Origin of the sequence: Litorimonas sp., assembly GCA_029936425.1 — a bacterium.
In the GTDB taxonomy this organism is placed as follows: domain Bacteria; phylum Pseudomonadota; class Alphaproteobacteria; order Caulobacterales; family Maricaulaceae; genus Litorimonas.
In genome coordinates, this window is the sequence record JAPYSU010000001.1 from 226,921 (window position 1) to 249,098 (window position 22,178).

The 22,178-nt window shown below is 50.3% G+C and carries 27 protein-coding genes; 13 read left to right on the top strand and 14 right to left on the bottom strand.

Going from position 1 to position 22,178, the window contains the following annotated elements; translation table 11 throughout:
• Nucleotides 1-18: 18 nt before the first annotated feature.
• A complete protein-coding gene (locus ACN0IC_RS01150; RefSeq protein WP_416876911.1) occupies nt 19-819 on the bottom strand; it encodes a pyrroline-5-carboxylate reductase family protein in 801 nt (266 codons plus the stop codon).
• A 188-nt stretch (nt 820-1,007) separates the two neighbouring features.
• Here ACN0IC_RS01150 and proB point away from each other — a divergent pair, with 188 nt between their 5' ends.
• A complete protein-coding gene (gene proB, locus ACN0IC_RS01155) occupies nt 1,008-2,171 on the top strand; it encodes a glutamate 5-kinase (RefSeq protein ID WP_416876912.1) in 1,164 nt (387 codons plus the stop codon).
• A gap of 5 nt (nt 2,172-2,176) precedes the next feature.
• On the opposite strand, the gene ACN0IC_RS01160 is transcribed toward proB, so the two are convergent.
• Nucleotides 2,177-2,653: a MarR family winged helix-turn-helix transcriptional regulator gene (locus ACN0IC_RS01160; protein WP_416876913.1), complete on the bottom strand. Its 477-nt coding sequence runs from the start codon at nt 2,651-2,653 to the stop codon at nt 2,177-2,179.
• 64 nt (nt 2,654-2,717) lie between these two features.
• Nucleotides 2,718-3,737 (bottom strand): sigma 54-interacting transcriptional regulator, encoded by a 1,020-nt coding sequence (locus tag ACN0IC_RS01165; protein ID WP_416876914.1) that lies wholly within the window; start codon nt 3,735-3,737, stop codon nt 2,718-2,720.
• A gap of 228 nt (nt 3,738-3,965) precedes the next feature.
• Here ACN0IC_RS01165 and ACN0IC_RS01170 point away from each other — a divergent pair, with 228 nt between their 5' ends.
• The 7 genes from ACN0IC_RS01170 to ACN0IC_RS01200 all read left to right on the top strand — a co-directional run bounded on the left by ACN0IC_RS01170 (nt 3,966) and on the right by ACN0IC_RS01200 (nt 7,254).
• Nucleotides 3,966-4,124, top strand: coding sequence for a hypothetical protein (locus ACN0IC_RS01170; protein WP_416876915.1), 159 nt, complete (start codon nt 3,966-3,968; stop codon nt 4,122-4,124).
• A 54-nt stretch (nt 4,125-4,178) separates the two neighbouring features.
• Nucleotides 4,179-4,328, top strand: a complete 150-nt coding sequence (locus ACN0IC_RS01175) for a hypothetical protein (protein ID WP_416876916.1) — start codon at nt 4,179-4,181, stop codon at nt 4,326-4,328.
• A 69-nt stretch (nt 4,329-4,397) separates the two neighbouring features.
• Nucleotides 4,398-5,099, top strand: coding sequence for a phage shock protein PspA (pspA, locus tag ACN0IC_RS01180; RefSeq protein WP_416876917.1), 702 nt, complete (start codon nt 4,398-4,400; stop codon nt 5,097-5,099).
• A gap of 104 nt (nt 5,100-5,203) precedes the next feature.
• Entirely contained in the window at nt 5,204-5,440 is a 237-nt protein-coding gene (gene pspB, locus ACN0IC_RS01185; RefSeq protein WP_416876918.1) for an envelope stress response membrane protein PspB, read from the top strand.
• A complete protein-coding gene (locus ACN0IC_RS01190; protein ID WP_416876919.1) occupies nt 5,433-5,888 on the top strand; it encodes a PspC domain-containing protein in 456 nt (151 codons plus the stop codon). The genes pspB and ACN0IC_RS01190 overlap by 8 nt, the downstream gene beginning before the upstream one ends.
• A gap of 33 nt (nt 5,889-5,921) precedes the next feature.
• A complete protein-coding gene (locus ACN0IC_RS01195; protein WP_416876920.1) occupies nt 5,922-6,140 on the top strand; it encodes a hypothetical protein in 219 nt (72 codons plus the stop codon).
• Nucleotides 6,141-6,189: 49 nt separating this feature from the next.
• A complete protein-coding gene (locus ACN0IC_RS01200) occupies nt 6,190-7,254 on the top strand; it encodes a GIN domain-containing protein (protein ID WP_416876921.1) in 1,065 nt (354 codons plus the stop codon).
• Here ACN0IC_RS01200 and mnmD read toward each other — a convergent pair.
• The 3 genes from mnmD to ACN0IC_RS01215 form a co-directional block, all read right to left on the bottom strand.
• On the bottom strand, nt 7,251-8,945 hold the full coding sequence (gene mnmD, locus ACN0IC_RS01205; protein ID WP_416876922.1) for a tRNA (5-methylaminomethyl-2-thiouridine)(34)-methyltransferase MnmD: 1,695 nt from the start codon (nt 8,943-8,945) through the stop codon (nt 7,251-7,253). The two genes, ACN0IC_RS01200 and mnmD, sit on opposite strands and share 4 nt — an antisense overlap.
• Before the next feature lie 120 nt (nt 8,946-9,065).
• Entirely contained in the window at nt 9,066-9,530 is a 465-nt protein-coding gene (locus ACN0IC_RS01210; protein ID WP_416876923.1) for a hypothetical protein, read from the bottom strand.
• 96 nt (nt 9,531-9,626) lie between these two features.
• Nucleotides 9,627-10,910 (bottom strand): lytic murein transglycosylase, encoded by a 1,284-nt coding sequence (locus ACN0IC_RS01215; RefSeq protein ID WP_416876924.1) that lies wholly within the window; start codon nt 10,908-10,910, stop codon nt 9,627-9,629.
• 207 nt (nt 10,911-11,117) lie between these two features.
• Between ACN0IC_RS01215 and ykgO the strand changes: the two genes are divergently transcribed.
• The gene (gene ykgO / locus ACN0IC_RS01220) at nt 11,118-11,243 is read left to right on the top strand and encodes a type B 50S ribosomal protein L36 (protein ID WP_415810396.1); all 126 of its coding nucleotides are present in this window, start codon (nt 11,118-11,120) and stop codon (nt 11,241-11,243) included.
• Nucleotides 11,244-11,327: 84 nt separating this feature from the next.
• Nucleotides 11,328-12,113: a tetratricopeptide repeat protein gene (locus tag ACN0IC_RS01225; protein ID WP_416876925.1), complete on the top strand. Its 786-nt coding sequence runs from the start codon at nt 11,328-11,330 to the stop codon at nt 12,111-12,113.
• Here ACN0IC_RS01225 and ACN0IC_RS01230 read toward each other — a convergent pair.
• Genes ACN0IC_RS01230 through ACN0IC_RS01260 form a run of 7 tightly spaced genes read right to left on the bottom strand, consistent with a single transcriptional unit; the run spans nt 12,110 to nt 18,574 of the window.
• The gene (locus ACN0IC_RS01230; RefSeq protein ID WP_416876926.1) at nt 12,110-12,352 is read right to left on the bottom strand and encodes a GIY-YIG nuclease family protein; all 243 of its coding nucleotides are present in this window, start codon (nt 12,350-12,352) and stop codon (nt 12,110-12,112) included. The genes ACN0IC_RS01225 and ACN0IC_RS01230 overlap by 4 nt on opposite strands.
• Nucleotides 12,353-13,336 (bottom strand): M28 family peptidase, encoded by a 984-nt coding sequence (locus ACN0IC_RS01235; RefSeq protein WP_416876927.1) that lies wholly within the window; start codon nt 13,334-13,336, stop codon nt 12,353-12,355. It lies immediately after the preceding gene.
• A gap of 10 nt (nt 13,337-13,346) precedes the next feature.
• On the bottom strand, nt 13,347-14,507 hold the full coding sequence (locus ACN0IC_RS01240; RefSeq protein ID WP_416876928.1) for a dipeptidase: 1,161 nt from the start codon (nt 14,505-14,507) through the stop codon (nt 13,347-13,349).
• A complete protein-coding gene (locus ACN0IC_RS01245; protein WP_416876929.1) occupies nt 14,507-15,556 on the bottom strand; it encodes a Rieske 2Fe-2S domain-containing protein in 1,050 nt (349 codons plus the stop codon). Before ACN0IC_RS01245 ends, ACN0IC_RS01240 begins: the two co-directional genes overlap by 1 nt.
• Before the next feature lie 7 nt (nt 15,557-15,563).
• On the bottom strand, nt 15,564-16,187 hold the full coding sequence (locus tag ACN0IC_RS01250) for a trimeric intracellular cation channel family protein (RefSeq protein WP_416876930.1): 624 nt from the start codon (nt 16,185-16,187) through the stop codon (nt 15,564-15,566).
• Nucleotides 16,184-17,026, bottom strand: coding sequence for a tRNA glutamyl-Q(34) synthetase GluQRS (gene gluQRS / locus ACN0IC_RS01255; RefSeq protein WP_416876931.1), 843 nt, complete (start codon nt 17,024-17,026; stop codon nt 16,184-16,186). Before gluQRS ends, ACN0IC_RS01250 begins: the two co-directional genes overlap by 4 nt.
• 6 nt (nt 17,027-17,032) lie before the next feature.
• On the bottom strand, nt 17,033-18,574 hold the full coding sequence (locus ACN0IC_RS01260) for a helicase HerA-like domain-containing protein (RefSeq protein WP_416876932.1): 1,542 nt from the start codon (nt 18,572-18,574) through the stop codon (nt 17,033-17,035).
• 116 nt (nt 18,575-18,690) lie between these two features.
• On the opposite strand from ACN0IC_RS01260, the gene ACN0IC_RS01265 reads away from it, so the two are divergent.
• The 3 genes from ACN0IC_RS01265 to ACN0IC_RS01275 all read left to right on the top strand — a co-directional run bounded on the left by ACN0IC_RS01265 (nt 18,691) and on the right by ACN0IC_RS01275 (nt 21,360).
• Nucleotides 18,691-19,794: an AI-2E family transporter gene (locus ACN0IC_RS01265; RefSeq protein ID WP_416876933.1), complete on the top strand. Its 1,104-nt coding sequence runs from the start codon at nt 18,691-18,693 to the stop codon at nt 19,792-19,794.
• Between the two features lie 92 nt (nt 19,795-19,886).
• Nucleotides 19,887-20,633 carry a DUF1223 domain-containing protein gene (locus ACN0IC_RS01270; RefSeq protein WP_416876934.1) on the top strand — a complete coding sequence of 249 codons (747 nt, stop codon included), beginning with the start codon at nt 19,887-19,889 and terminating at the stop codon, nt 20,631-20,633.
• Nucleotides 20,634-20,994: 361 nt separating this feature from the next.
• Complete coding sequence (locus ACN0IC_RS01275; RefSeq protein ID WP_416876935.1) at nt 20,995-21,360, top strand: DUF2794 domain-containing protein; 366 nt, start codon at nt 20,995-20,997, stop codon at nt 21,358-21,360.
• A 65-nt stretch (nt 21,361-21,425) separates the two neighbouring features.
• Here ACN0IC_RS01275 and ACN0IC_RS01280 read toward each other — a convergent pair whose 3' ends face one another.
• Nucleotides 21,426-22,154, bottom strand: coding sequence for a Bax inhibitor-1 family protein (locus ACN0IC_RS01280; protein ID WP_416876936.1), 729 nt, complete (start codon nt 22,152-22,154; stop codon nt 21,426-21,428).
• Between the last annotated feature and the right edge of the window lie 24 nt (nt 22,155-22,178).

The following is a 22,178-nucleotide window of genomic DNA, read 5'->3' on the forward strand; positions in this document are numbered from 1 at the left end:
CAGCTTAATTTAGATATTCTATCGAAGTTCAACTGCCCGATTATAGGCCGCATCCACTGTTGCTTTCAACTTCTTAGTTATAACGCCATCTTCGTTCAAAGCGTTCAGACCCGCTTCTGTCGTTCCGTTTTTACTGGTCACGTTATTGCGCAGGGTTTCTAAAGTCTCATCAGACCCTTGAGCCATCTCTATGGTACCCAAAATTGTCCCGAGGACGAGATCACGGGCCTGTTCATTGGAGAAGCCAAGAGATTCAGCGGCTTCAACATAAGTGCGGGCGAACTCAAATACGTAACCCGGCCCGCTTCCGGCAACAGCCGTGATACGGTCAAGCCCGTCTTCACTGTCGACCCAAACACTCGTGCCAGCTAGTTCCATCATGTGTTCTAGGGTTTCACGCCATTGCTTGGATACCGCCTCGGTTGCGTAAAGACCGGCAACGCCTTTGCCAATCATGGAGGGCAAATTCGGCATAATACGGGCGACGCGGTCTGTTTCCATAACCTTAGCGAGCCGCGTTCCTGAAAAACCGGCAGCCATAGACAAGACCAATCCGTTTTCCGTTAATCGTTTTGAATAAGTGGGGAGGACTTTTTCAATTAATTGTGGTTTAATGGCGACGATGATCAAATCGAACATTTCATTCTTTAGAGCTTGCGGCTCTTTTAGAAGTCGCGCTCCATCCGGCAGGCTTTCTGCCATAGGGTCTACCACCGAGAAATCGAGTCGATCCGAGGTAATCCATTGTTCGAGCAAGGCGCCGCCCATTTTGCCGCAACCCACCATTAAAACTTTATGAGATGTTTGTTTGATAGCCATTGAAATTATATAGGGACGATATTATTTGTATTCAAACAAAATATACGTCATTCGCTGTAAATGAAGGGAATTAATTCTTCAAATTAGGCGTTTGGCGCTGAAATTCACGCACAAAATCATTTGTGTTCAAACTATTTCACGCTTTGCGCGCCAAAAATAGGCCGCGCTCTGAAAATAAGGAGGCTTTTTTGCCCATTAGTAAACGTATTGTTGTTAAAGTCGGGTCAAGCCTGTTGGCCAATCCGGACCTTTTAACGCCCCGCTGGGCTTTCATTCAAAGGCTTTTAGAGGATTTCCGGAAATTACGTGAGCAGGGTTATGACATTATCCTCTGTTCTTCGGGGTCCGTGGCCCTGGGGTTGAAAATGATTGGCGAAACGCCCGAGACAGCGGGTCTACGTGATAAACAGGCGGCCGCAGCCTGCGGGATGCCGCTTTTGCTGAATGCTTATAAGCAAGTCGGCACAGAATATAGTTTCGATATTGCACAAGTCCTTGTCACATTGCGCGATATGGAAGAGCGCAAGCGCTTCTTAAATACGAAGAATACAATTGACCGCCTCCTTGATGCAGACGTCATTCCGATCGTGAATGAGAATGACTCAATCACAACTGAAGAAATTCGCGTGGGAGACAATGATCGTCTGGCCGCGAAAGTCGCTCAGATGGTGCAGGCCGACCATTTGGTCATTCTGACCTGTATTGATGGCCTTTACGACAAAAACCCGGAAGAGCCGGGCGCTAAACTTGTCGAGGAAGTTGAAGACGTAAGTCAGTATCTGGCGGTTACAACCGGAACCAGCGATCTGGGCTCTGGCGGTATGTTGACCAAGATGCAGGCTGCAAATATGGCGCAAAACGCCGGATGTGTTACCCTTATTGCGAATGGCGAGCATGAAAGCCCGGTCTCTTCTGTTTTGTTCAATGAACGGAAGCATACACGTTGTCTGGCCCATACAGAGCCCGCCTCGGCCTGGGCGGCCTGGTTGACTGACCGATTGCAGATGGCCGGGAGCATTGTCATTTCTTCAGATATTGTTGAGGCATTTGACAAAGAAAAGGTCTCTATTCTCCGCGAGCACGTCAAATCTATTCAAGGTCCTTATGTCAAAGGCGATGTTATTCATATTTACAGCGAGGACGGGGAAGAGATCGCACGAGGTTTGAGCAACTTCTCCTCTGAAGAGACAATGGTTTTGACCCGGAATATGAATATGCCGCCAGAGCAGCTCTTAGGTTATAAAACCCGCGGGACGATTGTCGGTAAGGATAATCTGGTCCGACTGGAAGAGCATCATCTTCAATGGGATACGCCGGACGGCGACTCAGTCATTGATGTGACGCAGGAGTAGTTCTCTTAAGCGTCTTTGGTGAGGTCGCCGACTTCCAGAATTGGTGCCGCGTCGAAATTCTCGGCGTTCATCATATTGGCGAGTCGCTGCAATGACGACAGTAGCAGCGACTGTTCCCAGTTTTCCAGCTGTTCAAACTGGCGTGTGAAGCTTTCCTGAAGGAGTGGAGGCGCCGCCTTTAAGCGGTTTTGCCCCTTCTCTGTCAGATAAATATTTATCACGCGCCCATCTGCTTCGCTTTTCTCTCGCCGCACAAATTTAGCTTTTATCAGCCTGTCCACAATAGAGCTGACGGTCGCCTGAGAGAGAAACACCTGTTTGGCAATATCAGAGGGTTTGCACGGCTCATCCAATGATAAAGTCTGCAGGACAAGGAATTGTGGAGCTGTCAGACCTGCAAGTTTGACTAAGCGTTTGGAGCTCAAATCAATAGCGCGGGTTATCTGGCGAATAGCGATAAGGAGGTCATTATGTTGAGGCATAGGGTTGAATGTCTTGTTTCGCCCCTCAAAAGCAAGCCTGAAGCACTGTTTTGATGTGTTCACGCTATTTGCGAAGCCCATGCTTTCGTAAAAGCCCTCGGAATTGGTGATAGGTCAAATCGAGATCTTTGGCGGCTTTCCCTTGATGGTGATCATTCGCCGTCATGGCTTCGTCAATTAAACGTCTTTCGAAAACCAAAACGCGTTCCTCAAAACTTGCATCAGGGCTTGATTCATGGAGGCTCTTGCTTTGACGCTCAATTTTTGGACTAACGTTACCATCTATTGGGTTTGATTTTGCCCAATCAGGTCCTGCAAAAGGGTCTAGCTGCAAAGTTGGAATAGGACGGCTTAAGCTTTCGTCCTTTAGAAAGCTCGCCGCAACGCTGCGCTCAACCACGTTTTTCAATTCGCGCACATTTCCTGGCCACGACTGGCTTTCCATCACGCTCATGGCTTCCGGCGTAAAGCCAGGAAATCGCTCGGCGCCTAGCTCAAGAGTCATACGCTTGCCAAATAAATCGGAGAGAGGTTGCACATCCTCCGGCCGGATTCGCAGGGGCGGCAGGTGAACAACGTCAAACGCCAATCGGTCCAGTAGATCTGACTGAAATGTTCCCTCATGAACGCAATTACGTAAATCCTGGCCGCTGGCGGACAAGATGCGAACATCCACTTGCTGGCTTTCCGACTCCAGTCCGGCCTCGAACTGTCCATATTCGATGGCCCGCAGCAGTTTTTCCTGAAGCCGCAAGCCTGTCTGATCTATATTGTCCAGAAAAAGAGTTCCGGTGTCGGCGGCGTAAAAACGGCCATTCGTCTCCTCGCGTCCGTCCAGAAACGACTGGCCGAACAGCTCTTTGTCCAGCATATCGTCGCTAAAGGCAGCGCAATTGACTCTTATATAGGGCTGTTCCCATCTCGGAGAGAGAAAGTGAAGGCGTGAGGCGATCAATTCCTTTCCCGTTCCCCGCTCGCCCATGATCAGAACTGGTTTTTCTAGGGCTGCGGCGTCCGACACTTTATCCAAAAGGGCGTAAAATATAGCCGACCGGCCAATAGGTTGCTGAGAAATCGCGCTCATACACCTATTATAATAGTAAAATATACTAAATCAATAGACTAAAAAGTAGTATATTAAACTAAATATTATCCTAAGCTAAGCTCGGTAAAATAAATTATTCAATTATTTCAATGACTTAAAAATATTCGACAAAGTCTCGCAGACTGTCCATATTATGTGTGTCGGCGGCATTCATCGTCGCAAACGAAAAACCTCAAACCCGAGGTCAAAACTGAAAGAGAGAGAAAGATGACCTTCCGTACTTTAGACATAGACACAGCTTCTGAGTCACCAGACGCCGCCATGGCGATGTCTTCTGCCCCCGCCCGTAATAGCCGATCACGCCGTTACAGTGCGGTTATGAGCCACCGCAATATCGGTAGCCGCGTTGTCGGTTTCGGATTTTAGAGCGGCTCTGAAAGAGCCTGCTCATCTGCAACTGCAAACCGAAAGGAATACACAATGAACGACTATAGAACAGACAATTATCGTCACGAAGGCGAAAGCTGGCAACGTAAAGGCGCCCGCTTCGTCCGCTACCTGACGAGCCGCAAAGCCGAAACATGGTATTTCTTTATTGCCGGTTTCATCATTGCCGCGGTTTTCGCTTAAACCGCAACTTTTAACCCCAACCCCACATTTGGGCCGTCTGGCCCGAGAACTTAGTTTTAGGAGACGAAAATGGGAATTTTTTCACGCATGGGTGACATCATCAATTCAAACCTGAATGCGATGATTGACAAAGCCGAAGATCCGGAAAAGATCGCGCGCTTAATCATCCAAGAGATGGAAGACACATTAATTGAGGTACGCACAGACGCCGCTCGTAACATTGCCGAGCGCAAGGAGCTTTCCCGCAAAGCCGAGGAATATTCCTCCCGCGCTAATGAATGGGAAGCCAAGGCTGAGCTTGCTTTGTCTAAAGACCGCGAAGATCTGGCTAGAGGAGCGCTGAGTGCCAAACAGCAAGCCGAAGCCATGGCCGAAGTTGTCAAGAAAGAGATGAAAATCCTCGACGAAGCCGTAGATAAGGCAGACTCTGATCTGTCCAAACTTCAGACCAAGCTGGATGAAGCCAAGGCAAAACATAAAGCGCTGCTGATGCGCGGAAATGTAGCCCGCGGCCAAATCAAGATGCGCACTGTCTTGAAAGACTCCAAAGTCGAAGACGCGCTCGCTCGCTATCAGCGGATGGAACGCAAGGTCGATGATTTGGAAGCTCAGGTCGAGAGTTACGATCTTGGCGCAGGGCAATCTTTGGAAAGCCAGTTTGCCGAACTTGAAGCCAATGACGCCGTTGAAGATGAGCTTTCAGCTCTGAAAGAACGCCTCGGCGGCAAAAAAGCGGCCAATAAAGAGACAAAAAACAAAAAGGCGAGTTAAGTCTAGCTTGCCCTAGCGTCCGGGCGGTGGATATACGCTCATTCCCTTCGAACTGGTGAGCCTTCGCGCCGCCCGGACATCACACGAGTAGAGAGAGAAACACAATGGAGGATGAATTGGCCCTTTTAATTCCAATTATCGCTATCCTCATGCCGGTCTTCATTATCTGGACTGTCATGTATTTTAAGCATCAGGACAAAAAGCTTCACCATATGAGCGGCGATGAGATCGCCGAGCTGGAGCAAATGTCCAAAGTCGCAGATATTCTAGATCAACGCGTCGCCGTTTTGGAGCGCATTCTGGATGATGAAGTGCCAAACTGGAGAGAGAAAAATGACTAAGCGGTCTCATGATTATAAAAATGGTTGGGAGAATTACGAAGCCGGATTTAACAATAACGGACCCAACACGTTTAGGCGACTTCGCCGGAATAAAATAGACGGCGTCTTTGGCGGTGTCTGTTCCGGTATTGGGGATTATTTCGGACTGGACCATACGATTGTCCGGGTTCTGTTTGTCCTCTCTGTCATATTCCTGCAACTCCCTTTGCTGGTCTATATTTTGCTCTGGATATTTATCCCAAAAGACGTTCGCGCGCCCTATCAGCGTGAGTACCGCCAGACGCGCCGGGCTTACAGAGAGTCGCCATCGGCTCCGGTTCGGACGACAACATTTAAGGATGTGAGATCTAAGTTCAGATCTCTGGAAGAACGGATGCAGGATTTGGAAAAATCCATCACATCCAAAGAGTGGAAACTGCGCCGCGACTTTCGCGACCTGGAATCCTAGACGCTAACTGCTTGACCCAAGGAGGACATGGTCATGATTAAAACGACACTCGCAATTACCGCATTACTGGCGACAGGCACGACCCTACCGCCGGTCCAGGAAATACAGCCGGTCAGAGGCGCAACCCTCTCGGTTTCACAATTTAACTTGGATTGGGGCAAGGACGGATTGCAGGCCACACTGGCAGAGACATCTGATTTTGCTCTGACGCTGAAACTTCGCGGTGACCACGCCGTTACCCTTAAATTCTAAAAACGGGCTTTTAGAGCCCGCTTTTTTTTAGCCAGTTAAAGAGAACATCATGCCTATTTTCGCTCATAAAAATTTTATCGCATCCACGCTATTATCGCTACCGCTCCTCATGCCGAGCTCGGCAGGAGCCGACGAGAAGCCTGAAGTTTTAATAGAGGATTTCGTTGGAACAATTATCTGGTCAAACGGGGGGCAACAGGCCGAAATAACAAATCGAAAAAAAGCATCTAGCGTCGATGCTTCAAATGAAGGAAACGGCCTTATAATTAATGGCGGCGTTCGCTCCCCCGACGGTGATAAATGCCAAGGATATGGCGGATCGTATAATTTTAGCTTTTTCGGGAATAAAGAGAAAAAGGGAGTATTCGGAGGATATGAAGATCTGGAAGATTACCCCACTCTGACTTTATCTCTTCCTGTGGACGTCTCACTTAAACTTCGTAATTCGATCGTCTTTAGCCAAGGTACACCTGACATTTACTCAGCCGATTTGTCTCTGATACACTGCGGTGCGATAAATCTTGGTCGTCTGAGCGGAGATATGGATGTGGAAGGCCGCGGCGCGGCAGACTTAACTTTTACTGGTTCACGGAACTTGAGCAGTCAGATGTCTGGCTCCGGCGATATAAAGGCAGAGTCCGTAAAATATCTTAAAGCAGAAAGTAATGGCTCCGGCGATTTAGCGATCGGGGAAACCGAAAATGCGGATGTTCGAACCTCCGGTTCTGGTGACGTCGAAATAAAAACTATTTCAGGTTCTGCCATAATTGAAACCTCAGGTTCCGGGGATTATGAAATTGGTTCGATTGCTGGCTCTTTAGATTATCGCAGTTCCGGCTCGGGCGATCTGGAGCTGAAGAGAATTGGCGGCGAGGGGACAAACCGCGTGGGTCTGAAGAGCGCGGGAAGCGGCGATATTTACATAGGGAGCGGTGAAATTACTAATCTTTATGTCGATGTCTCAGGTTCTGCGGATGCAGAAATAAATGCCATTGTCCGGGACGCTGTGGCCAAGGCCTCAGGGTCAGCCGATATTTATTTTGACACTGTAAACGGGTCGCTCGAAAAAACGACATCAGGATCATCTGATATAGAAGTAGATCATAGGAATTAGGAAAACAGCCGACTGGCAGAAAACTTCTGCCAGACCTCTTTTTCTATAGGTAAGGGATCCCCTAAATATTTTGAAATTATGGCTTCTGCCAAAAGCGGCGCGAAGACAAAGCCCCGCGATCCCAAACCCGTTAGAACCTGAATATCATTTTGGGTTTTTCCGATGGCAGGCAAAGTATCAGGCGTCGTAACGCGCACGCTGGCCCGCGAAGACTTATCTGAAGGCGTAGGTTTAAGTCCGATATAGGTCTCGTATAGATCCAGATTTTTCTGGTCATCTTCTGGCCTCAAATCAAATGGATTCTCGCCAGGGGTCAAACGGTCATGTGTTGCGCCAATCAGAATTTTATCTCTGACCGGTAGAGCGTAACCGCCATAACTTACTGTTTCGCTGAATGCTTTCTCATCTTCAGCCCAACTTAATTGCCCTCGTGAAAACCGAAGCGGCCAATCCGGCAATAAAGTCCGAATGCCATATCCAGCCGCGAGAAAGACAGGAGAGCTGATGTTAGACAGGTTTTCTAATTTTTGAGTCTCATAATCCGCTTGATCGAGAACAGATTGTCTATGCGCTAAAGGATCAATTGCGAGAGCTTGGCCCAGAAAAAGGGCATGATTTTTAGCTGCTTCCATATGAGTTTTTGGCAAGGGCTGTTGAGACAGCAACTTCTTATGCCGTTCAATTTCAGATTCATTTTTTGCGAGGTGAGTAATGCCGTATGAAAGGCTGTAGTCCTTGTAAAATTCAAGCGCATATAGATAGCTGCTGAGGAAGAAACGGCTTTCAGGTCGGTCCTGTAGGTCAAAGCGGGGTTTGATCAGGGCAGCCGCATTCCCGCTCGCGGCAATATGATCCGGATCTTCAATGACTTTCGGCACAATGCCCCGCCGCAGAAAAGCCCGCGCCAAAGAAAGCCCGCCTATGCCCGCACCGATAATCGTCGGTTGGTTTTTCATATCGTATTTGAAGTATTTCGCCGTTCCAGCATGGCGGGCTTCTAATCGATGGCGTTTTCGTCCAAATCCGTCCTTCCGTTCAACGTCAAATCCGGCCTCCGTTAAGGCGCGGCGCACAGATCCGGCAACAGTGAACGTTGCCATCCGCGCCCCCGGCGCAGATAAATCTGCCACCTTTTTCATGACTTCAGAGGACCACATTTCGGGGTTTTTGGAGGGACTAAAACCGTCAAGAAACCAGGCATTGGCGCGAAAATTTGCGCTCTCTAAAGCGGGCAAAATGTCGTCATGGATGAGAGTCAGAGTCACATTTCCGAAATGCAGACGGTGGAGTCCTTTGATCCTGTCAGGCCAGGCCTTCAAGAGTGCTTTCGCCTTGGTAGAAAGCTCAGGCCAGGCTGAAAGGGCTTTCTCGAGTTGAGATGTGTCGAGAGGAAATTTTTCGACAGATATAAAATGAAGATGTGCGTTATCTGGTTTGTTTTTTTCCCACATTTGCCATGTTGCGAGGAAGTTGAGCCCGGAGCCAAACCCTAATTCGCCGATGACAAAGCGTTCCGTCTTGTGCCAGCCTTCTGGCAAGCCGCATCCACCTAGAAATACGGCGCGGGTTTCTTCCAGTCCGCCATCTGTCGAAAAATAAATATCCCCGAATTCAGCCGCTGCAGGCGTTCCCGGGCGGCTCCAATCCAGACGGGCAGGGGGGCAAAGAGTAAGGGGGCGAGGCGCGGGCATATATTCACATAACCTCACAGAGGAGTTATGTCATCAGATCCATAGAGATTAGAATGAGCCAATAAAAACCCCGTCCTGATGGGGCAGAACGGGGATAGGTACTTTGAAAGCTATGCTGGCTTAATTGTCAGTTTCGTCGACCATCTCTTCTGTATCGTCCACCATTTCTTCGCCGGCGTCTTTCATAGCTTTTGCTTTTTCTTCGGCGTTTTGAATGGCGGCTTTACCTGCTTCTTTCAGTTCCATCGCTTCTTTTTTGGCTGCTTCCATCATGGCTTTGGCCTCTTCTTCCGTGATGTCTCCGGCTTCTCTCAGGCGCTCAATATTACGGGCTGTCGCCTCTTGAACCGTCTCGCCAGCATTATCCAGACGATCAGCCTGTTCCTGAGCAGAATTAACCAGAGCTTCGCCCTGTTCATCCAGTTCCTCGGCTGTGCGCTCTGCAGCTTGCTGAGCTTCGGTGGTGACGGACTCAACAGTGGCTTCAATATCCTCTGCTGCATCTTCTCCGTCTGTACCAGAACAGGCGACCATAAGGGCGGCGGCACTGGCGGCAATCAATGTTTTATAAGTGAAAGGTTTCACGTTTTCTCTCCAAATAATGTGACCTGTTCCAATAACAGGCTATAACCGCTCAATAAGTCAAGAGAATTGTTAAACCCCTTTAAGAATTGAGCGAAATTATGACGTCATAAGTCTTTTGAAGAGATTTTGTTCCATATATCCATCAGCTGGAAGCCCATTATTTTTTTGCCAAGCTCGGATCGCTTTGCGCGTATTGGGGCCGATCTGACCATCGATTCCCTTGGTGTCGAAACCTAACTCAGTCAATTTAGCCTGCATCGCCTTTTTATCTTCAGAGGTAAGAGCTTTGTCCTCACGTGGCCAATCCGTAGTTATTGTTTTAAGGCCGCGCAGAGCGTCTCCGAGTACCGTAATTCCCATGGCATAACTTGTGGAATTATTATATTTTTTGATAACGTAAAAATTCTTGAAGGTGAGGAGGATAGGTCCTCTATGCCCGGCGGGAGCAATCATTTCAGCATTCAAAGCGCCCTGATTTTCTGCCCAGCTTTGTCCTGTTATGGGACGAACTCCCAATGAGGCCCATTCATCGACTGTTTTGGTCGCCGTTTCGGCCAAGGAGTAATCGAAACCTGCTGGTACGACGACTTCGGTCATGACGGGTTCGCCTTTGCGCCATCCATGACGGCTGAGGTAATGCGCGGCGCTGCCGAGTGCGTCATAGGGGTCCGTCCAGAGATCTTTATTTCCGTCCTTGTTGAAATCTACGGCGTAATCGCGAAAAGTTGTGGGAATGAATTGGGTCATACCCATCGCTCCGGCCCAGGACCCCGTCAGCTGATCGGCTCTTACCTCATTTTTCTGCAATAAATCCAATATGGCGAAGAGCTGCTGCTCTCCAAATTCCGTACGTCGGCCCTCAAAAGCAAAGGTCGCCAGAGAGCTAATGATATCATGTGTGCCCATAATTCGGCCATAAGCGGACTCAAGACCCCATATAGACGTCAGGATATGACGGGGGACATGATAACGCGCTTCGATATCATTAAAGACAGTTTCATTTTCTATCAGTTTCGCGGTGCCGGTATTCAGACGATCCACAGACACGGCGTTATCAACATAAGACCAGACCGGTTTTGTAAATTCAGGTTGGTCACTGTCGCGCTCCAGCGCGCGTTCGTTGATTGTTGCTGATTGCAGAGCGTTTTCAACTAAATTTCGGTCATACCCCTTGGAGCTTGCGCGGTTGATAAAATCTGATTTCCAGGCCTCGAACCGCATTTGCTGGGCTTCTTCTTCCGAAACGTCTGAGTCAATTGCTTCGGCTTGGGCGCCGACGGGTTGAGACCCCCGAAGCTGAGCGTCGGCATTTGGGGGGCTCGCACACCCCTGAAGCGCAGTAAGAGCCAAAACAAGGACGGTGTAGCGGTGATGTGTCATAATAACAGCTCTAGCAAAGGCCGATGAGTCCGACTAGTGGATTTACATGACAAGCTGCACAGGGTTGTTAACGCTCAAATTCGCCCAAAAGGGCGTGAATAATACAGTTTTGCGCGTTGACTTGACCCGCTGTCCTGACTATATGCCCCGTTCGAGATAAACCCAGCCGCCTATGCGGTTGATCACACTTATTGGAAAGTCAGACAGATGAAAGTCCGTAGTTCGCTGAAATCCCTGAGAAACCGTCACCGCGACTGCCAAATCGTCCGTCGCAAAGGCCGTCTCTACGTTATTAATAAAACCAATCCGCGTTTCAAAGCGCGCCAAGGTTAAACTTCATTTATTTTGCGCCTGTCGGGCGCATGTACATGTTCAACGCCTCTTGCCAGTCATGGCGGGAGGCGTCAGTGTATATGGGTGTTGAAACTTTCCCGCCATAGTCTCTTTCTCGCGCTTTGTGCGCTGATCTCCGCTGCTATCATAGTGTCGCCGGTCTTAGTGTCTCCTGTCTGGGCGCAAATCGCGCCGCCAAAAGACGGTACACAGCTTCCACCTCCTGAACCGATTCTGCCAGATGAGGACCGTCCCGAAACACCTGAGCCTGACAGTCTTCCTGAAGATCTACCGGAGGCCCCAGCCGATGAAGATGGGGTTACGGACTTCATCGCGCCGGAAATTCTCAAACAGCCGGATTATTCAAAAATGTCGTCTGCCGCCGAACGACGGGCGCGGCTGGATAAACTCTTTATACGCTTGGCCAATGCGGCGAATGAAGACCAAGGCGAATTGATCGCCGAGGAAATTTGGGCGCTTTGGCTCGATAGCGGCTCTCCTTCCGTCAATTTCGTCTTGCGGCGCGGCGCGGCGGCGCAAACGAATGGGGATATGAAACTGGCCCGCGCCATGTATGATCATACGCTCGACCTAATGCCGGATTATGCCGAAGGCTGGGCCAGATCGTCTCGTCTCGCTCTGGAAGAAAAGAACCTATCCCGAGCTCTGACCGAAGCCGCGCATGCCCTCACGCTGGAGCCGCGTCATTTCTATGCGCTCTGGACAATGGGCAATGTATTCGAGCAACTCGGGCGTAATGAAGAAGCTCTGGAAGCCTATCGAGAGGCAAACAAGCTGCATCCGAAACTCAAAGCGGTTAAGGACAGGGTGGAGGCCTTGCAAAGCTCCCTTGAAGGGGACGTTCTTTAAGAGGTTATCAGGGCAAGCTTTTCGGCCCGGCTCAATTGCTTAATCGCATATTCTCTTTGACTTGCGGCGCTTCGGTTTTCCGCTTCTTCGCTGTAAGTCAGTTTGACGGGTAATCGCCGCGCCGTATATTTTGCGCCTTTGCCGGAATTATGGACTGCGACACGTTTTTCCAAGTCCTTGGCAATCCCCGTATAGAGCGTGCCGTCCCCGCAGCGCAGTATATAGACGTGCCAGTCCATCTACTCGGTGTCGGTTTGGACAGTCGGATCTGCTCCGCCCGGCACTGCAGCTTTGGCGATCGTGTCGAGATAGGTGTCCAGAATATGCGCCGCGTTCACAATTGTCTGAACCGAAGATTTATAAAATTTTTGCGGAATTGTCTCGTAAGTGTCACTTGCCCGGTGATAATTCGGATGGTCTTCTACCCCGAAATAGCCAAATGGAATACCAACCGCATGAAAGGCGGCGTGATCGGATTGATGGGTCCAGTCATCCGGACCGTCTTCGGGGCGATCATGGCCAAAAGAAAGCGTTAGCCCTGTCCCCTTGGCCGCCTTTTCCATCAACGTTTTTAATATCGGATAATGATGAGCGCCGGAAAAATAGAGTTCTCTCTCATTCTGGCTGACCATATCGAGATTGAGGTTAAAAACCGCGCGGCCCTTTACCAATGGATCGGCGGCGACAAAGGCTCTGGCCCCCGACAGACCGCGTTCCTCGGCATCAAGCCAGACCAACGCAACGTCATGCTTGGGCGGGCGTTCGGCGAAACTTTCAGCGATAGCAAAAAGCGCGGCGCTGCCGGACGCATTGTCATCCGCGCCGTTATAAATGACGCCGCCATCGCGAATGCCCAGATGGTCATAATGGGCCGTGATAATCAAAATTGGAGCTGTGTCGTCATCCTCGGCGTCAATGACGCCGATGAGGTTTGTGCCTTCCAGTTCAATTGTCGGTCCGTCATCTCGACTAGGCGGAGAGAAGGCGAAAACCTGGGCTCGGGTTTCATCAAAAACGCCGAGCGCTTTCATTTCCTGTTTCAGATATTCCCGTGCTTTGTCGCCGCCCGCTGTTCCAGTGGCCCGACCTTGCATAGCGTCAGACGCAAGCGTTTCAAACACCCGGAGAGGCGTCTCCATTTTGGCTTCCGGAGCGGGCGGCGCGCATCCGATCAATAGCGATGAGACTGCGATAAAGCTTGCAAATAAAGTCTGTTTTATCATGAGGGGAATCTTATTGCGGGAGGTTGGTTTTGAAAAATTGACGGGCGTTTTCTCCCATCACTTTACGCACAGTTGGCTCCGTCATGCCTTGCGAGAGTAATTCATGCGTCAAAGCGGCCAGCTCGGAGGTATCAAACGTCGTTTCGACTGTGCCGTCAAAGTCAGAACCCAGCGCGACGGCGTCTTCGCCGAGCAGGTCAACGGCGTGAATAATCGCGGCGGCAACGCCCTTTGGGGTAATGTCGCAAATAACGCCTTCAAAATAACCAATGCCAATAATCCCGCCACGCGCCGCAATTTCCTGTAAAACCTCATCGGGCAGATTGCGGTTGGCTGTGCGCGGGCAATGGCTGATGGTTCCGCCATGAGAGATGAACACAGGGCGTTCCGTGATGGCAAGAGTGTCTCGAACCGAGGCGACGGAGGAATGGGCCACATCAATAATAATGCCTTGGCTTTCCATTTCGCGGACAGCCTCTTTCCCAAATTCTGTTAGCCCCGCCTGACTTTGGCCGTGCATGGAGCCGCCAAGTTCATTGTCAAAGAAATGCTGAAGTCCCATCGCGCGGTAGCCTTCCGCGTAAAGCCGGGTAATATTTTCTATCTTGCCTTCCAGGGGGTGCGCCCCTTCCGTCAGTAAAAGTCCGACGAGAACATCCTCCGGCTGATCGAGGTCGGATCTTGACTTGGCAATGACCAGATTGTTTTTGTCATTCGCCGCGAGCTTGTGCAGACGCTCGGCTTGGAAGGCGGCGCGTTCATAAATCGAGTCCCAAGTCCGAAGGGGCCAGAGCTGCGCTTTGGCCAGCATGGCAATATCATCCGGTGAATCGGCGGAGTTTTCGTCAAAGTTCAATCCGCGCGGAGACTTTGTGACCGCAGAAAAAACCTGAAAATCCACACCGCCCTCTTCAAGACGGGGTAAATCCACATGACCGCGCTCGTGGCGTTTTTCAGGATTACGGCGCCAAAGCAGTGTGTCGGCGTGAAGATCGGCAATCTCGAGTGTCGGGTGAAGCGCCTCCGCCTCTGTTGACACCGGGTAGGGATCATGCGGGATGACTTCATTCATATCCGCATCAACGCCCGGAACAATAAAAGCAAAAATATAAATGGCGCCTGCCAGTAATAATAGGAGGATAAGAGCCAGAACAATTTTCATCGCTTTCATCAACTTCTCCATCGCAGGGTTTTGGCCTTCACCGGATTGACGAAAGCCGCCTCTGTTTTACGAGATTTTGCCCAAGCTTTTTTAAGCGCGAAATACCACTTTGCTTGCGTGTCGGAATCCTCGACCAGCATGAGCGTCGGATTGTGAGCAAGCCCCATTTGCTGGAGATCCACCATATGAGCGTCCTGCCGGAGGAAAGCCCTCGCGCCAATTCGAATAAGGGGTGAGAGCGCTTTGAACAGGCCGTGATCGGTAAAAAATATCTGCCGGATTTGCGTGCGGCTTTCATCCAGAGGCGTGACAGCGGTGAAGGACAAAACTGTTTTTTTTCCAACTTTAATTTCCTCTGTCCTGATACCAGGCAGGAGGAAATTAATTTCTGTCACGGGTTTTCCGCCGAGTAGCTTATAGGCAAAACTATTGGAAGAGGGACTATGCGCGACCATTGAAAAGCCGCGTTCGATAGGGGCAAAGTCTTTGGCTTTTTCGTGCATGGAATGTTCCGATCGCCACCACCATTGCCGATGAACATAGGGCCCGTGGGCCGGATCCATCAGGCCGATGACCGCATGATCGACGTGGCAGTTCAGCGTCAGGGAATCGTCAAGGGTCGCCTTGCGGTCGGCGAAGGCAAAACGCGGGGGATTAATATCTGGAATGCCCGCAAAACGTTTATCTGCCGAAATGAATATCCAGAGGAGCGCCCCGTCTTCCCGCGCCGGGAAAGTGCGGACTTTTATCTTTTCTGTTTCCATTTTCTGCCCATCGCACAGGGCAGGTATCTCCTTGCAGGCGCCGTCTTCAATGCCGAACCGCCAGCCATGGTATGGGCATTCGACTGTTCCGGATTTCACACAGCCAGAGGAAAGCGGCGCAGCGCGGTGCGGGCAAATATCGCGCAGGGCAAAGACCTTGCCGTTTTCATCGCGTCCCAAAGTGATTGGCTCTCCGGCAATTTCGCGGCGCACCATTTTTCCGCGCTTCACATCCGAAGACAGTCCGGCAAAATACCAGATATCAAAAACAAAACTGGTCGTGGAGGCGGCCATGGGTCGTCTATATCGCCCCTTCATCGCCCTTACTAGCGGGGAGATTGAGTTTATAAATAATCGTCACGGCCCGCAAAAGAAACACGAGAGACGCCCCGGCCGTGAGGCAGACAGGTTCTGAATAACCATATTGTCGCGTTACGAAATAAACAGCAGCCCCCAAAAACGCGGCCGTGGCGTAAATGTCGGCTTTCAGAAGCATAGGCGTTTCGTTACATACAACATCGCGCAAAAGTCCGCCTGCTGTCGCCGTAATTGTTCCCATGATGGTGCAGATAACAAAACCATATCCAAGCGAGGCGGCCTTGGAGGCGCCGACGACAGCGAAAAGCGCCAGCCCGGCAGAGTCGAGCCATCGCAGGCTTTTGAACTTTGTCCAGAAACGCGGCGCCAGGAACGCGGCGACCCCGGCGCTTGAGGCAATTAATAAGCTAACCTGATCTGAGAGCCAGAAGACGGGTTCACCCAGTAGGACGTCCCGCAACGTCCCGCCGCCAATAGCCGGCAGAAGCGAGATAACAACAACCCCGAAAATATCCATGCGTTGACGCACCGCCATAAGGCCGCCGGACACAGCGAAAACAAATACGCCGATCCAGTCATAAATATCAATAAAGAGTTCCGGACTCATTTTGAAAAAGCTCTCGTCATATCCCAAATGTCCTCTGGTGTTTGCCCGGCGTCTCGCAAGCTCTGAAGCGCGGTATCGAGATTGCGTTTGGACAATTTCTCGCCTGCCTCATTCATTACCAATCCATGATGATAATAAATCGGTGTGGGCCAGCCCATAAGCGCCTGTATTAAAACCTGCAAGGGCGTTTCATTAAAGAGGTCTGCCCCGCGGACGACATGGGAAATTTCCTGCTTCCAGTCATCACGCGGTCCTGCGATCATATAACTGCAGCCTATGTCCTTGCGTGCGATAACAGGATCAAGGTCGTTTTGATCGAAAAACTCACGGGCATCGTGAATGCCTTTGTGGATAGGCCCGATATCTTCAAAGCTCAAGGGACCGATAGTCTCCAAGGCCTTTGGCAAATTAAGGCGCAAGGCAAAAGGGAGTGAGGGACGGTCCTGTTGAGCGGATTTCAGAAGCTCTGCCCTAATGACTGAGCCGTTATTATCTTTCATATTATCAGGGTGAGGGCGTTTCCCTTCTTTGATATCTTTTCGCGTCAATTCGCAGGGATAGGCCAGTCCCCGGTCAATCAATTTCGAGACAGGTTTTGCGTAATCCGGATAATATTGGCTTTGCACTCTGACCGGAAGCGGCCAATCAAAGCCAAGCCAATCTAAATCTGCGTAGATGCTTTGGGTGAACTCTTCTTTGCAGCGCGTATGGTCTGTATCTTCTATTCTCAAAAGACATTGGGCGCCCTTCGCTTGCGCAAAATCAAACGCTTCTTTCGCCGCCAGGGCGTGGCCGATGTGGAGAAATCCTGTCGGGGAGGGGGCAAACCGGGTTCGCATGCCGATTTATTTCCGCATGAATCCGCCCAGTATCCCCCGAATGAGACGTCGGCTCTCCCTCCGCATGAGCTGGCGTCCGACCAATTTGATTTCATAAAGGATATGATCTGAAACCGTTTTTGTTTTCCGGCGGGAGGATCTGCGAGACTTTGTTTGCTTTCGGGCTGCTTTATCCCTGGCTTTTTGCGCGTCTGCTTCCGTTTTGGCGGCGGCTTTTTCCATCGCTTCAGCTTTTTCTGCCAGCACCTCATAGGCGCTCTCACGGTCAATCGACTTGTCGTAAACTTCGCCTACAGGGCTGTCTGCAATAATGGCTTTGCGTTCGGCCCGCGTGGCGGGGCCAAGCCGGGAAGCAGGGGGCCGGATAAGGGTGCGTCCGACAATGCCGGGGACGCCGTCTTCGTCTAGCAGACTTACGAGCGCTTCCCCGACGCCTAAATCGGTGATGACCTCTTCGGTCTCAAAAGCAGGGTTTTCGCGGAAGGAGCTGGCTGCTGCGCGAACGGCGCGCTGCTCTTTAGGCGTGTAGGCCCGAAGGGCATGTTGAATCCGGTTGCCGAGCTGTCCCAGAACGCTGTCAGGAATATCCATTGGGTTTTGCGTGACGAAAAATACGCTGACCCCTTTGGACCGGATAAGCCGGGCCACCTGTTCGATTTTATCGATGAGCGCTTTCGGCGCGTCATCAAAAAGAAGATGTGCCTCATCGAAGAAAAACACCATTTTAGGCTTGTCCGGATTACCGACCTCTGGGAGCTCCTCAAACAATTCGGAGAGCAACCAGAGCAGGAAGGTTGAATAAAGCGCCGGGGAATTAATTAATTGATCCGCAGCCAATATGGAGACAACGCCTTTTCCGTTTTCATCCACACGCATTAAATCGTCAAGTTTGAGAGCTGGCTCTCCGAAAAACTGTTCCGCTCCGGCCCGTTCTAATCTTAAGAGGCTACGCTGTATGGCAGCTACGGACTGACTTGTGACATTGCCGTATTCGCGGCTGATCTCGGCTTTATTATCGGACAGGAAATTCAATAAGGCGCGAAGGTCTTTTAAATCGAGCAGGAACATGCCTTCGTCATCGGCCAGTTCAAAAGCGATTGTTAATATGCCTTCTTGGGTTTCATTTAATTCCATCAGACGCGCAAGGAGTGTTGGCCCCATTTCAGAAATCGTCGTGCGGACGGGGTGGCCCTGTTTGCCGTAGAGGTCCCAGAAAAGCGTCGGCATGGCCGCGTAGCCATATCCCTTTTGCAGCATACCTTCGTAATCATTCTCTATGAGGCCGATTTTCCGGGCGCGGGAGAGCAATTTTTCATGAAGCTTGTGTTTTTCAGAGCCCGCTTGTGAAATCCCTGAAAGATCGCCTTTCACATCTGCGGCGAAAACCGGAACCCCGGCTTTGGAGAATCCTTCAGTTAAAATTTGAAGTGTAACCGTTTTACCTGTGCCGGTTGCCCCCGCAATCAACCCGTGCCGATTGGCCATTTTCAATAAAAGGTTTTGTTTGACGTCCTCGGTATCCGTGCCGACAAAGATATGGTCTGTCATGAAAGCCTTCTTTCTTTTTTCTTGAATTTGTTATGTAACAAGCGGCGCGAATGCAATATGAGTCTTTCCAAGCGGGAAGAGATGCCCCGAAAAGATGCCCAATGGGAGAGACGTATATGGCTGAAAATCAGGGATATAATGGCGACCACACCATTCGGGCGAGTCTGCTGTTCATCGCTTTTATTCTCGGTATTGCGCTACTCTACGTTATTCGAGACATCATTACGCCCTTTGCCTTGGCCGTTTTTATATGGCTGATCATAGATGCTTTCGCTCGGTGGATGCACCGTCTTTCTGACAAAATTCCGTATTGGCTGGCCTTGGCGGTGGCCGTCTTGACCGTTGTAGCCGCTTTCATTGGCATTGGGTTTATTATAGCCAATACGGCGTCTGATGTCGCAAAGCAGGCTCCATTATATGAGAGCCGAATACAGGAAATTTTTGACTGGTTAGGGCAAGTGACCGGGCAGGAGAATATTAGTTTTTCCTCTCTGAACGAGCGATTTGAGCTTAGTGCGAAATTACAGGCCGGTCTGGCAGGGTTCGCCTCTTCCATCCAGGGAGTTCTCGGCGACATCAGTTTTATTGCCATTTATGTAGCTTTTCTTTTTGCGGCTCAGTCAAGTTTTCCGAAAAAGATGGATGATTTGTTCCCAGACAAGTCTGATCGGTCCCGCGCGGCAAAAGTTGGCGAACGTATTCGCCATTCTATTGAAAAATATCTCGGTGTGCAGACGATCATCAGCCTGATGCAGACGGTGGTGTCCTATATTGGAATGACCGCCCTTGGACTGGACAACGCTCTATTTTGGGCCCTGGTCATTTTCATCTTGAACTACATTCCCATCGTCGGCGGACTGGCAGCGGTCGCCTTACCTGTCATTTTTGCCGCCGTTCAGTTTGACAGCGTCGGACGCATCGGTCTTCTGGCAGGCATACTCTTTGGCGCACAATTTATTATCGGAAATACCATTCAGCCGAAGATGATGGGAGACAGTATGAACTTGTCTGCCCTGGTTGTCCTGCTGTCCCTAACCCTTTGGGGCGCGCTCTGGGGCGGTGTGGGCGCGTTTTTGTCTGCGCCTTTGACAGTCATTATTATGATTGTTTTGGCTCAGTTTCCGACAACACACTGGATTGCCGTCCTCCTTTCGGCGGATGGTCAGCCGGATTTGGATCCGGAGGAAAAGGCCCATAAAAATGCAAAACCCTCTCTTTGACTGGGAGGTCCCAGACAGGCCGTTACATAATTTCACGCAGCTGTGATGGGTCTGTCAATCGCATCATTTGAGAATTACGCTATACAGGATTTATGAAAACATTCTCTCTCATAACTGCAACCTCTTCTTTAGCTCTCTTGGCCTTTGCCGGACTTAGCTTTGCCCAGGACAAGGCAGAGCCAAATTCACAAAGCCTGATAAAATCTGCCGCGTCGCAATCGGCGCAGCCGGATTATGTCCTGGAGCTTTTTACCTCCCAAGGCTGTTCATCCTGTCCGCCCGCCAATAAATTTGCGTCTGAGCTGGCTCAAAGTCGGGAAGATGTGCTCGTCCTGTCCTACGGCGTGACCTATTGGGATTATCTGGGCTGGAAAGATACGTTTGGAGACCCGGCTTTTACCCAGCGTCAGCGTGATTACGGTAAATCCCTCGGCGCCCGAAATGTCTATACGCCGCAAATGGTGCTCAATGGCTCAGCGCATAGTCCGCGCTATTCCAATTCAGATGTCACGTCTATGCCTTTGCCCAAATCGCGACCTGAGGCGAGCTTGTCCCTGACCTCTGATGGGAAGCTTAGCGTTCAGGCCGATGTCCCGGCCAATTATAAATTATCGCTTATCCGCTATACTCCTGGTCTGCAGGAAGTGGCTGTCAAAAGAGGCGAGAACGGCGGACGAACTCTGAAAATAGAAAATGTGGTCGATGAAGTTCAGAGCCCCGAATGGGCCGGACACCCTTTATTGGTGGAGTCTGCCTTGGAGCCGGATCAAACCTATGCCGCGATTTTTCATGAACCTGATTCCGTCGAAGTCGTAACGGCCGCTATACTTAAACGCTAGGTTTCAGACAAATATCCTGCACAAACAAGAAAACGGATTATCCGCCGGGCTGAAGAGCGAAAAATCCGTTTTCCGGTCTGTGCCCGAAAGATCGGTAACAGGCCTTGGAGTGGGAGTCTTAAATGTTGATTGACGTTAGGTGGCAGAACCCGGGGGCTGGGGGGCTGTAAGAAAACCGCGTTCTTCCAAATATCGCCAATCAACACCTTTCCAATGACGTTATTGTTTGTTCGGATAGAGACGGAAATAAGGCAAAATTGCGGCATCTTATTACGCTTCGGATAAGGTGCTTAATATCCGTTAAGACTTTGCAAGTTGCTATGGACTTGCCGAAACGGGTTTGCGCCCATAGATATAGGCTATGTCGAATATTATTCCCTTGCCTCCCAAGACATCTCAGCAGCCTTCCGCCAACCAAACGAAACGCCCAAGCCAGGTCGCGTTTGACCGTCGGGAGCTGGGACTTATTCTGAATGTTTATGGGCAAATGGTCTCAAAGGGGGATTGGAAAGACTATGCTATGGATTTTCTGCGCGACAAAGCCGTCTTCTCTATTTACCGAAAAGCGACGGAACACGCGCTCTACCGGATTGAGAAAGTTCCGGAATTAAGACAGAAACAGGGTCAATTTGCGGTTATTGCGCCGGGTGGACTCGTTTTAAAGCGGGGGCACGATCTAGCGACTGTTTTAAGGGTTTTTGACAAACAACGTTTTCGAACGGTTTGAGACTAGGGTAACCACAAAAAAACCCGCTCAAAGAGCGGGTTTCAAACTCAAAGATTTTGGAAATATTATTCGCGCCCAAACAGGTTCATCAGGATTGAGAACATGTTGATAAAGGCGAGAAGGAGGGAAGCGGCGCCAAATGCGCTTAGCTTTTTCATCATCTCAGGATTTCCAACAGATCCGTAATAGATACGTTTCAGCGTTTGTGTTTCCCACGCCGTAATCGCAGCAATAGCGGCCAGAGCGATCACATTCATGACAATCGCAAAAGTGCCTCCGCCGACGATGGACAGGGCTGGGACAAACATGCCGACAAAGCCGATAATGATAAAGCCAAGGAAGGCCGCGGCGGCATATTTGATAATCGCATTGAGGTTAAAGCCGGTTGTATATCCGAACAGGCTCAGTGCGCCAAACATGGCAACCGTCATGAAGAAAATCTTCGCAACAATCATTGGATTGTAGAGAGCGGCATAGGCCGACATCAACACACCCATAAAGGCGGCAAAGCCAAACAGGAAGGCGAGTACGCCGCCCAGGCTCATGGACGGGAGTTTACGCCCGACGGCGCCAAACCCGAAAACGATAATGAAGAAAGAGGCAATCGCCACAACAGGGTTATAAACCAAACCCAGCAGGTTCGGATTTGCAATAATTGCCTGTCCGACAAAAAAGGCTACGCCGGCGGTAACGGCCATCGCCATCGCCATATAGCGGTAAGTGCCAAGCATAAAACTACGCAAACCAACATCGGTTTCCGCGCCATGGCTGACGGGGTTATTATAGTCGTTCATAAAACGCTCCTTTAATCAACTTTC

Bases quoted from the DNA above. Each gene is read 5' to 3' on its own strand.
- ACN0IC_RS01150 (WP_416876911.1), bottom strand. From the start codon at position 819: ATGGCTATCAAACAAACATCTCATAAAGTTTTAATGGTGGGTTGCGGC.
- ACN0IC_RS01160 (WP_416876913.1), bottom strand. From the start codon at position 2,653: ATGCCTCAACATAATGACCTCCTTATCGCTATTCGCCAGATAACCCGC.
- ACN0IC_RS01165 (WP_416876914.1), bottom strand. From the start codon at position 3,737: ATGAGCGCGATTTCTCAGCAACCTATTGGCCGGTCGGCTATATTTTAC.
- ACN0IC_RS01170 (WP_416876915.1), top strand. From the start codon at position 3,966: ATGACCTTCCGTACTTTAGACATAGACACAGCTTCTGAGTCACCAGAC.
- ACN0IC_RS01175 (WP_416876916.1), top strand. From the start codon at position 4,179: ATGAACGACTATAGAACAGACAATTATCGTCACGAAGGCGAAAGCTGG.
- pspA (WP_416876917.1), top strand. From the start codon at position 4,398: ATGGGAATTTTTTCACGCATGGGTGACATCATCAATTCAAACCTGAAT.
- pspB (WP_416876918.1), top strand. From the start codon at position 5,204: ATGGAGGATGAATTGGCCCTTTTAATTCCAATTATCGCTATCCTCATG.
- ACN0IC_RS01190 (WP_416876919.1), top strand. From the start codon at position 5,433: ATGACTAAGCGGTCTCATGATTATAAAAATGGTTGGGAGAATTACGAA.
- ACN0IC_RS01195 (WP_416876920.1), top strand. From the start codon at position 5,922: ATGATTAAAACGACACTCGCAATTACCGCATTACTGGCGACAGGCACG.
- ACN0IC_RS01200 (WP_416876921.1), top strand. From the start codon at position 6,190: ATGCCTATTTTCGCTCATAAAAATTTTATCGCATCCACGCTATTATCG.
- mnmD (WP_416876922.1), bottom strand. From the start codon at position 8,945: ATGCCCGCGCCTCGCCCCCTTACTCTTTGCCCCCCTGCCCGTCTGGAT.
- ACN0IC_RS01215 (WP_416876924.1), bottom strand. From the start codon at position 10,910: ATGACACATCACCGCTACACCGTCCTTGTTTTGGCTCTTACTGCGCTT.
- ykgO (WP_415810396.1), top strand. From the start codon at position 11,118: ATGAAAGTCCGTAGTTCGCTGAAATCCCTGAGAAACCGTCACCGCGAC.
- ACN0IC_RS01230 (WP_416876926.1), bottom strand. From the start codon at position 12,352: ATGGACTGGCACGTCTATATACTGCGCTGCGGGGACGGCACGCTCTAT.
- ACN0IC_RS01235 (WP_416876927.1), bottom strand. From the start codon at position 13,336: ATGATAAAACAGACTTTATTTGCAAGCTTTATCGCAGTCTCATCGCTA.
- ACN0IC_RS01240 (WP_416876928.1), bottom strand. From the start codon at position 14,507: ATGAAAGCGATGAAAATTGTTCTGGCTCTTATCCTCCTATTATTACTG.
- ACN0IC_RS01245 (WP_416876929.1), bottom strand. From the start codon at position 15,556: ATGGCCGCCTCCACGACCAGTTTTGTTTTTGATATCTGGTATTTTGCC.
- ACN0IC_RS01250 (WP_416876930.1), bottom strand. From the start codon at position 16,187: ATGAGTCCGGAACTCTTTATTGATATTTATGACTGGATCGGCGTATTT.
- gluQRS (WP_416876931.1), bottom strand. From the start codon at position 17,026: ATGCGAACCCGGTTTGCCCCCTCCCCGACAGGATTTCTCCACATCGGC.
- ACN0IC_RS01260 (WP_416876932.1), bottom strand. From the start codon at position 18,574: ATGACAGACCATATCTTTGTCGGCACGGATACCGAGGACGTCAAACAA.
- ACN0IC_RS01265 (WP_416876933.1), top strand. From the start codon at position 18,691: ATGGCTGAAAATCAGGGATATAATGGCGACCACACCATTCGGGCGAGT.
- ACN0IC_RS01270 (WP_416876934.1), top strand. From the start codon at position 19,887: ATGAAAACATTCTCTCTCATAACTGCAACCTCTTCTTTAGCTCTCTTG.
- ACN0IC_RS01275 (WP_416876935.1), top strand. From the start codon at position 20,995: ATGTCGAATATTATTCCCTTGCCTCCCAAGACATCTCAGCAGCCTTCC.
- ACN0IC_RS01280 (WP_416876936.1), bottom strand. From the start codon at position 22,154: ATGAACGACTATAATAACCCCGTCAGCCATGGCGCGGAAACCGATGTT.